The 8359-nt window shown below is 76.0% G+C and carries 4 protein-coding genes; 2 read left to right on the top strand and 2 right to left on the bottom strand.

Translation table 11 applies throughout. The features are described 5' to 3' along the window. Both ACFQ8T_RS21580 and ACFQ8T_RS21575 read right to left on the bottom strand, forming a co-directional pair. A partial coding sequence (locus tag ACFQ8T_RS21580) for a glycoside hydrolase family 6 protein (protein ID WP_430548502.1) occupies positions 1 to 1732 on the bottom strand: 1732 nt, incomplete at its 3' end. A gap of 134 nt (positions 1733 to 1866) precedes the next feature. Beyond that, a complete protein-coding gene (locus ACFQ8T_RS21575; RefSeq protein WP_430548501.1) occupies positions 1867 to 2958 on the bottom strand; it encodes a LacI family DNA-binding transcriptional regulator in 1092 nt (363 codons plus the stop codon). A gap of 137 nt (positions 2959 to 3095) precedes the next feature. On the opposite strand from ACFQ8T_RS21575, the gene ACFQ8T_RS21570 reads away from it, so the two are divergent. Continuing rightward, entirely contained in the window at positions 3096 to 5801 is a 2706-nt protein-coding gene (locus tag ACFQ8T_RS21570) for a substrate-binding domain-containing protein (protein ID WP_430548500.1), read from the top strand. A 133-nt stretch (positions 5802 to 5934) separates the two neighbouring features. Beyond that, positions 5935 to 8359, top strand: a 2425-nt coding sequence (locus ACFQ8T_RS21565) for a glycoside hydrolase family 48 protein (RefSeq protein WP_430548499.1), incomplete at its 3' end; no start/stop codon positions are given.

Raw genomic sequence — 8359 nt, 5'->3', positions numbered from 1 at the left:
CGTCGTCCGTGCCCGTCGTCACGCTCGCCGGCTCCGACGCCGCCGACACGTTCCCCGCCGCGTCCCGCGCCGTGACGGTGATCTCGTACGACGTCTCCGGGTCCAGGCCGGTCACCGTGGCCGACGTCGTCGTGGACGACGTCGCGGCGACGCCGTCGACCAGCACGTCGTAGCCCGTGACCCGGGTGTCGTCCGTGGACGCCGACCAGGACACCGAGACGGACGTGCCGTCCGCCGTCGCGGTGACGCCCTGCGGGGCGCTCGGCGCCTCGGTGTCGGGGTCGGGGCCGGGGTCCGTGCCGCCGTCGCCGATCGCCGGGTAGGCGTTGGTCACGAGCATCTGGAACTGGCTCTCGAACCACTTGCCGGACAGCGGCGCGTCCGGGAGCGCCCCGGTGAGGAGGCCGTTCAGCTTCGGCGAGTTGAACGTCGGGTCGCACATCCGGTCGAAGTGCTTGCCCTCGTCGTTCGGGATCTCCTCCGAGGACCCGTCGGACTCGCCCGGGGGCTTGACCCACACGAAGGCGTCGAGGTGCGACTCGGGATAGCCGGCGGGCGTGGCCTGCGGCCGCTCGCCGATGCCCGCTCCGGACGGGTTGCACCACGCGCCGCGGTGGGTGCGGCGGTCGACGCGGGACTCGTCGACGTAGGTGTTGAGGTCGGTCGAGGTGCTCTCGGCGCTGGGCCGGTCCGGACCGCCCCAGCCGTTGCGGGAGGTGTCGATGAGCATGCCGATCGAGGCGGGGAAGCCCTCGGCGACGAGCAGGTCGTACAGGTGGGCGGTCCAGTCCGTCTCGTCGAAGTCGGCGTTCCACTCGTAGTACTCCGCCTGGCGCACGAAGCCGCCGCTGCCGAAGCTCCCGTCCTCGAGGAACGGCTCGGCGAGCGGCGTGGAGTTCGCCGTGTTGGTGACGAAGCCGGCCACGGAGTCGAAGCCCGCCTCCGTGCTGCCCACCACGTCCGCGAAGAGCTGGGCCGCGGGCTGGGCGTTGTTCGGCCAGCCGAGCCAGCCGGCGTGCGCGGCGTCGATGTAGCTGTACACGTTCCCCACGTCGTGCAGGCGGTCCAGCGCGTACGCGACCCCCTCGCGGTAGTACGGCGCGGCCTGCTGGCACAGCGGCTCGCTGCTGTTGGTCACGAGGTTCGGCAGCGAGTCGGGCTCGATGGTCGCGACGATCCGCAGGTCCTCGTACGCGGGGTCGTCGAGGATGTCGACGATGGCGTCGATGTACTCGGTCTCGTAGCGCTGCATGCCCTCGTCGGTCGCGGGCAGCTCGCCGTTCGAGGCCAGCGCGTAGCAGTCGCGTCCGGGCAGGTCGTAGATCACGAGGTTGACCACCAGCGGGGTGTCACCCTGCTTCTGCGCGAGCGCCGCGTCGAGGTGGGTCCGCAGGCCGGGGCCGTCGGCGTTGCCCTCGATGGCGCTGATCCGGTCCATCCAGACCGAGGTGGGCTCGTTCGCGATGGCGCGCATCGAGTCGCCGAGCGTGCCGCCGGCCCGGGTCGCGGCGGCCGTCACGTTGTCGGACCAGTACGAGTTGACGTACTGGTCCGCGCCCGCGAAGGGGTTGTCGACGCGGGGCTCGGCCGCGCCGGCCGAGGTCGCGGCGCCCAGCGGCGCCGCCACGAGCGCCGCGACCGCGGCCGTCGTGGCGGTGGCACGGCCCCGTGGCAGTCCCCGTCGTCGTCCCCGTTCCGGCGCACCCTTGCGCCGTTGCCAAGCTGATCGCACAGGAGCCTCCTGGTTCGTCAGGTGCCCGGGCCGTCGTGGCGGGCGCGCCGCCCCGGGAGGCCGGGCGTCGGGCCGTCGGCGCCGACGACCCCAACCTGGCAACCGTCGGCGCCGCGGGACAGCGCGCGAAACGTTTAGGCGGGGGCGGGCGCCGTGGAGCCGCGGATGACGAGCCGCGCGACCGCGGCGGGGGTGCCGGCGCGCCCTGGGTCGTCGGGAACGCGGGCGTCTCCGCCCCCCAGCAGGGGACGCACGACGACGGCGGCCGCCGCACCGAGCTCCTCCCACGGGCGGGACACCGCGGTCACGGCGGGGTGCACCAGCCGACAGACCGCGGAGTCCTCGAGCACCAGCACGGACAGGCCCCACGGCACGCTCAGGCCGCGCTGCCGCGCCGTCTCGAGCACGGCGAGCAGCGCGACGTCGCCGTCGGCGCCGACGGCCGTGGGGCGGTCCTCGGTGGCGAGCAGGCGCGCGGCGCCGGCGGCGGCGTCCTCGACGGTCCGGTACTCGACCCGGTCGACGGCGGCACAGGTGCCCGGTCGGACGCGCGCGTCGTCGGTGTCGAGCGCGTCGAGGAAGGCTGCCGACGGGTACTCGTGGGCGTCCCGTGCGAGGAGCGCGACCCGGGTGTGCCCGAGCTCGCGCAGGTAGCGCGCCGCGCGCTCCTCGGCGTCCCCGGAGAACCAGACCGCCTCCGCCGCGGCGCCGGGCCCGCCCGCGCGCGGCGGCGCGAGCGGCACGAGGGGCAGGCCGCCGCGACGGGCCGCCCGGGCTCGCGGGTCGTCGCGCGTGAGCCCCGTGACGACGAACGCGGCGTGCCGCCGCTCCGTCCATGCGTGCTCGAGGTCCCGGGCGGCGGCGGCGCGGTCGGGGGCCACGTCGACGACGACGTCGGTGGCGGGCGCGTCGTCAGCCACCTGGAGCGCCGATCGCAGGCCGAGGGCGACGGCGGTGGCCCGCGCGGCGTCGGCCGGCCCGACCGCCTGCACCGAGGCGCTGTGCGGGGCCGAGCGCAGCGACCGGGCTGCGGCGCTCGGCCGCCAGCCCAGGTCTGCGGCGGTGCGCAGCACGTGGCGCCGGGTGCGTTCGGACACCCCGGGTCGCCCGTTGAGGGCGTAGGAGACGACGGCGATCGAGACGCCCGCGGCGCGCGCGACGTCGGTGATGGTGATGCGTCGGGTGCCGACGGCGGGCACGGGCCCGGGCCGGCTTGGCGTGGTCACGCTCCCACACTGTGCCGGGAATCGGTGCAGAATGCACCCGGGAACGTGCGCGGTACTCGACGGCGAGGACGGTGGTACGGATGACGACGGTCGGTGCTCAGGGAAGGGGCCCCGTCGGCGGGCCGCGGACGATCGGGGTGGTCAGCCCCGTGCTCGGGGGGTACTACTTCGGGCGCGCGCTGGCCGGCGCGGCGCGGGTGCTGCGCGCCGGGCGGCACCGGGTGGTGGCCCTGCAGACCTACCCGGCGGACCTGGACCGGGCGGAGTTCCCGGCGGTGCCGCGACGGCGCACGCTGGTGGGCGGGTCGCGGTGGGACGGGCTCATCGTCGTCACGAGCGCGCTGGAGGACGACACGCTGCGCGAGCTCCATGACGCCGGCACGCCGCTGGTGCTCGTCGGGGTCGGCCCGGTGGACGGGGTCGCGGCCCCGAGCCTCGGCCCCGACAACTCCGGCGCGGCGCGGGCCGTCGTCGACCACCTCGTCGCGCACGGCCACCGGCGGATCGGCTTCCTCGGTGCCGCCGACCAGACCGACACGCGCGAGCGGTACGACGCGTACCGCGACGCGCTCCTGGCGCACGGTATCGAGCCCCAGGCCGAGTGGCACTACCGCACCCGGGACAACCAGGAGGCGGGGGCGCAGGCCGTCGCGCGGCGCCTGGTGGAGACCGGCGACGGGACGCTGCCGACGACGGCCACCCTGGCCGCCACCGACCGGAACGCCGTCGGCTTCATGCGCGGGCTGCGGGCGCAGGGCCTGCCGCTCCCGGAGGCGCAGGCGGTCGTCGGCATCGACCACTCCGACCTCGGGGCGCGGATCCGCCCACGCCTGTCGACCGTGGACCTGCTGCACGACGCGGTCGGCGAGCGCGCCGCCCAGCTCGTGCTGGCGATGATCGCCGGCGAGCGCGTGACGGGGGAGCACCGCCTCGGTCGGTCGGCGCTGGTGCTGCGCGAGTCGTGCGGCTGCGAGGCGGGCGCACGCGGGCACGTCGTCGTGACCGGGACGGCCCGCGGCGAGTGCGCCGCGCCCGACGACGCCGCGCCCGACGACGGCGCGCCCGCCGCGCCGACGGAGGCGTCGCCCGGCCCGGCCCCGGGCGCGGACCCCGGCCTGGACGACGTCGCGCCCGTGGTGCTCGCGCGCGAGCACGGGCGGGACGCGTGGGTGGCTGCGGTGCGTCAGGTGCTGGCGGCCGCCGCCGACCGCGGGCTGCGCGCCCCGGCGCCGGCGCTGCGCGCGCTCGCCGACGCGACGGCCCGGCTGCGCCCGTCGCCGGACGCGCTCGAGCAGCTGGTGCCCGCTCTGCACGTCGAGGCGGCGCGGACCGTCCGGAGCCACCGGCGCGCCGCGGCACGCCGGCTGTCGGGGCAGGGCGCGGCCCTGCCCGCCCGGCGCGGGTCGGCGCTCGGCCCGGCCGCCCGCCGGACCGCGCTGGAGACGACCGTGCGCGACGTCGTGGTCGCGCTCGCCCGGGGGACCGTCGCGGGCACCCTGGGCCGGGCCGGGCGCCTCGAGCGCGAGCTCGCGGAGCAGTACGAGGTGGACCTCGAGATGATGCGGGCGGACGGCGACGCCCTGCGCAGCCTCGACTGGCTGCCGCGCGGCCACGGCGGGGTGGCCGCCCTCGCGCTCTGGGTCGACGACGCCGACGTGCCGGGCGGCCGGGCGCTGCAGGTGGTGGGCGCCCGCGGGGGAGCGGCCGGCCCGAGACGGCTGGTCGGCGGGACGTACGCGCCCCAGCAGTTCCCACCGCCGGAGCTCCAGGACCCGGCGTCGCCGACCGTCGTGGTGCCCGTGGGGTTCGGCAGCTCCGACCGCGGCGTGCTGGTGGTGAGCGGCCTCGTCGACACCCGCGCGACGAGCACGCGGGCGCGCTACAACCACTGGGCGGCCATGCTCGGCGTGGCCCTCGACGCGGAGGACACCCTCAGCGCCCTGCAGGCCCAGCGCCGGGAGCTGGCGGAGGCCGCGGAGCGGGAGCGGGTGCTGGCGCTCGAGGTCGCCGCCGGGCACGAGCGGACCGCGCTGGTGTCCATCGCGTCCCACGACGGCACCTGGGACTGGGACGTCGAGGCGGGCCGCGTGCGCTACTCCGACGCGTGGGCCCGCATCGTGGGGTGCGACCCGTCCGGCGTCGGCGACGACCCGCAGGAGTGGCTGGGCCGGGTGCACCCCGACGACGCCCGCCGCGTGCAGTCCGCGGTGGCCGCGCAGCTGTCCGGGTCGCACCAGCCGCTGGACGTCGAGCACCGGATCCGCACCGCCGACGGCCACCACGTCACGGTGCGCTGCCGCGCCGTCACCGTGCACGACGCCGGGGGGCGCGCCGCCCGCATGGTGGGGGCGATGGCCGTCGTCTCGGACGTCACCCTGTTCCGCAGCGAGCTGCGCGAGCGGGTGCTGGTCGACCCCGGCACCGGGCTCGTGGCCCGCGAGCTGTTCGTCGACCGGCTGGAGCGGGCGATCTCCCGCGCCCGTCGGGTGAGCGCCTACGGCTGGCAGGTCCTCGCCGTCGCGTTCCCGTCGCCGCCGCCCGCCCTCGCGCTGCGCCGGCTGCACGGCGAGCTGGACCCCGACGACTGCGCGTACGGGCCCGCGCCGCGCGACGTCGTCGTCCTGCTCGACGGCGCGGACGCCGCCGCGGCCCGCGACCGCGCCGCCCGGCTGCGGGGGGTGCTCGGGGCGCGGGCCGTCGTCGAGCACGTCGCCGGAGCTGCCCGCGCCGGCGACGTGCTCGGGCCCCGACCCGCGCCCGGCGGTGACGCCATCGAGGTGCTGCGGCAGGCGGGCGACCGGCTGGCGCGCCGTCGCGCGGCGCCGACCGCCCGGCGCGCCTGAGCGCCGCCTGAAACGTTTCCGTGCGTTGCCGGGGCCGGGCGGGCGCGGCGAGCCTCGGGGTGCTCGACGCCCCCGTCGCCACCGGCGGACCACGGGGCGGGGCGAGCCTCCCGACGATGAGAGGTGCAGCACGATGCCACGCACGACGTCACGCACACCCGCACGGTCACGTACCACCCGGTCACGGCCCGCCCGATCAGGCCCCGGCGGCCGGCCGGGGCGCGTCGTCGCGGCGGGGGCCGCGCTCGCGGCGCTGGCCGCGCTCGCCGCGGCCGGTCCGTCAGCGGCCGCCCCCGCGGCGAGCGTCACCGCCGAGCGCACCCTGCTCGTCGACGGCGAGTACACGCAGCGGTTCCTGGAGCTCTACGACAAGATCCACGACCCGGCCAACGGCTACTTCTCGCCGCAGGGCATCCCGTACCACGCGGTCGAGACGCTCATGGTCGAGGCCCCGGACTACGGCCACGAGACCACGAGCGAGGCGTACTCGTTCTGGCTGTGGCTCGAGACGTCCTACGGGCAGGTCACGGGCGACTGGGAGCCGTTCAACCACGCCTGGGACACGCTCGAGCAGTACATGATCCCGGCCACGGAGAACCAGCCGACCAACGGGGCGTACGACCCGGCCAAGCCGGCCACCTACGCCCCGGAGGCCGACCACCCGAGCCAGTACCCGTCCCGGCTCGACACTGGCGTGGCGGTAGGGCGCGACCCCATCGGCGCGGAGCTCGAGTCCACCTACGGCACTGCCGAGGTGTACGGGATGCACTGGCTCGCCGACGTCGACAACGTGTACGGCTTCGGCGCCGCGCCCGGCTCGTCCGAGCTGCTGGGCCCTGACCACGAGGGCACGTCGTACATCAACACGTTCCAGCGCGGGCCGCAGGAGTCGGTGTGGGAGACGGTGCCGCAGCCGTCGATCGACGACTTCTCCTACGGCGGCGAGAACGGCTACCTCGACCTGTTCACCGGCGACGCGTCGTACGCGAGGCAGTGGAAGTACACCAACGCGCCCGACGCCGACGCCCGCGCCGTCGAGGCCGCCTACTGGGCCAACAAGTTCGCCGCCGAGCAGGGGCAGCCGGAGGCCGTGGCCGACACGGTGGGCAAGGCGTCCAGGATGGGCGACTACCTGCGCTACGCCCTGTTCGACAAGTACTTCAAGACGCCGGGCTGCGAGTCCACGTCGTGCCCCGCGGGCACCGGCCGCGACAGCGCGCACTACCTGCTGTCCTGGTACTACGCCTGGGGCGGCGCGCTCGACACGGCCTCGCCGTGGGCGTGGCGCATCGGCTCCAGCCACGCGCACTTCGGGTACCAGAACCCGATGGCGGCGTGGGCGCTGTCGAACGACCCGGACCTCGAGCCGGCGTCGCCGACCGCGGCCGACGACTGGTCGGCCAGCCTCGACCGCCAGCTCGAGCTGTTCCAGTGGCTCCAGGCGCCCGAGGGCGGCATCGCCGGCGGCGCGACCAACAGCTGGGAGGGCCACTACGCCGACCGGCCCGACGACGTCGCGACCTTCTACGGCATGGCCTACCAGGAGGCGCCGGTCTACCACGACCCGCCCTCCAACCAGTGGATGGGTATGCAGGGCTGGGGCGTGGAACGCATCGCGCAGCTCTACGAGGAGACGGGCGACGCGCGCGCCGAGGCCGTCCTCGACAAGTGGGTGCCGTGGGTGATCGACCACATCACCGTCACCGACGACTCGTGGGAGATCCCGTCGAACCTCGCCTGGTCGGGCCAGCCCGACGACTGGGACGCCGCGAACCCCGGCGACAACGCCGGGCTCAGCGTCGAGGTCACCGGGTACGGGCAGGACGTCGGCGTCGCCGGAGCGCTCGCCCGGTCGCTCATGTACTACGCCGCCGGCGGCGAGGGCGAGCAGCACACGCAGGCCCAGCAGGTCGCGCACGACCTGCTCGACGCGATCTGGACCCAGGACAGCGACCCGCTCGGCGTCGCCACGACGGAGACGCGCGCCGACTACTCCCGGTTCGACGACGTGCTGACCTCGCCCGACGGCGACGGCGTGTACGTGCCCGACGGCTGGACCGGCACGATGCCGAACGGCGACGAGATCCGGGCCGGCTCGTCGTTCCTCGACCTGCGGTCGTTCTACACCGACGACCCGCAGTGGCAGAAGGTGCAGGACCACCTCGACGGCGGCCCGGCGCCCGAGTTCACCTACCACCGGTTCTGGGCGCAGACGGCGGTCGCGACCGCGCTCGCGGACTACGACCGGCTGTTCGGCGAGGACATCCCGTCGGACGACACCACCGCGCCGAGCGTGCCGCAGGACGTCACCGCCACGGCGGACGGCACGAACGTGCAGGTCACGTGGTCGCCGTCGACCGACGACACCCGGGTGACCGGGTACCAGGTCAGCCGGGACGGCGAGGTCGTGGGGTCCGTGGGCGCCGCGGCGACGTCGTTCGCGGACGGGGGGCTCGAGCCGGAGACGGCGTACGCGTACACGGTGACCGCGCGGGACGCGGCGGGGAACGTGTCGGCGGCGTCGGAGCCGGCGAGCGTGACGACGGGCACGGACGACA

Origin of the sequence: Isoptericola sp. NPDC056618 (genome assembly GCF_042792715.1) — a bacterium.
Taxonomy (GTDB): Bacteria; Actinomycetota; Actinomycetes; order Actinomycetales; family Cellulomonadaceae; genus Isoptericola; species Isoptericola nanjingensis.
Note: the sequence above shows the minus strand (reverse complement) of the source record. Positions and strands in the feature narration are given on the sequence as shown.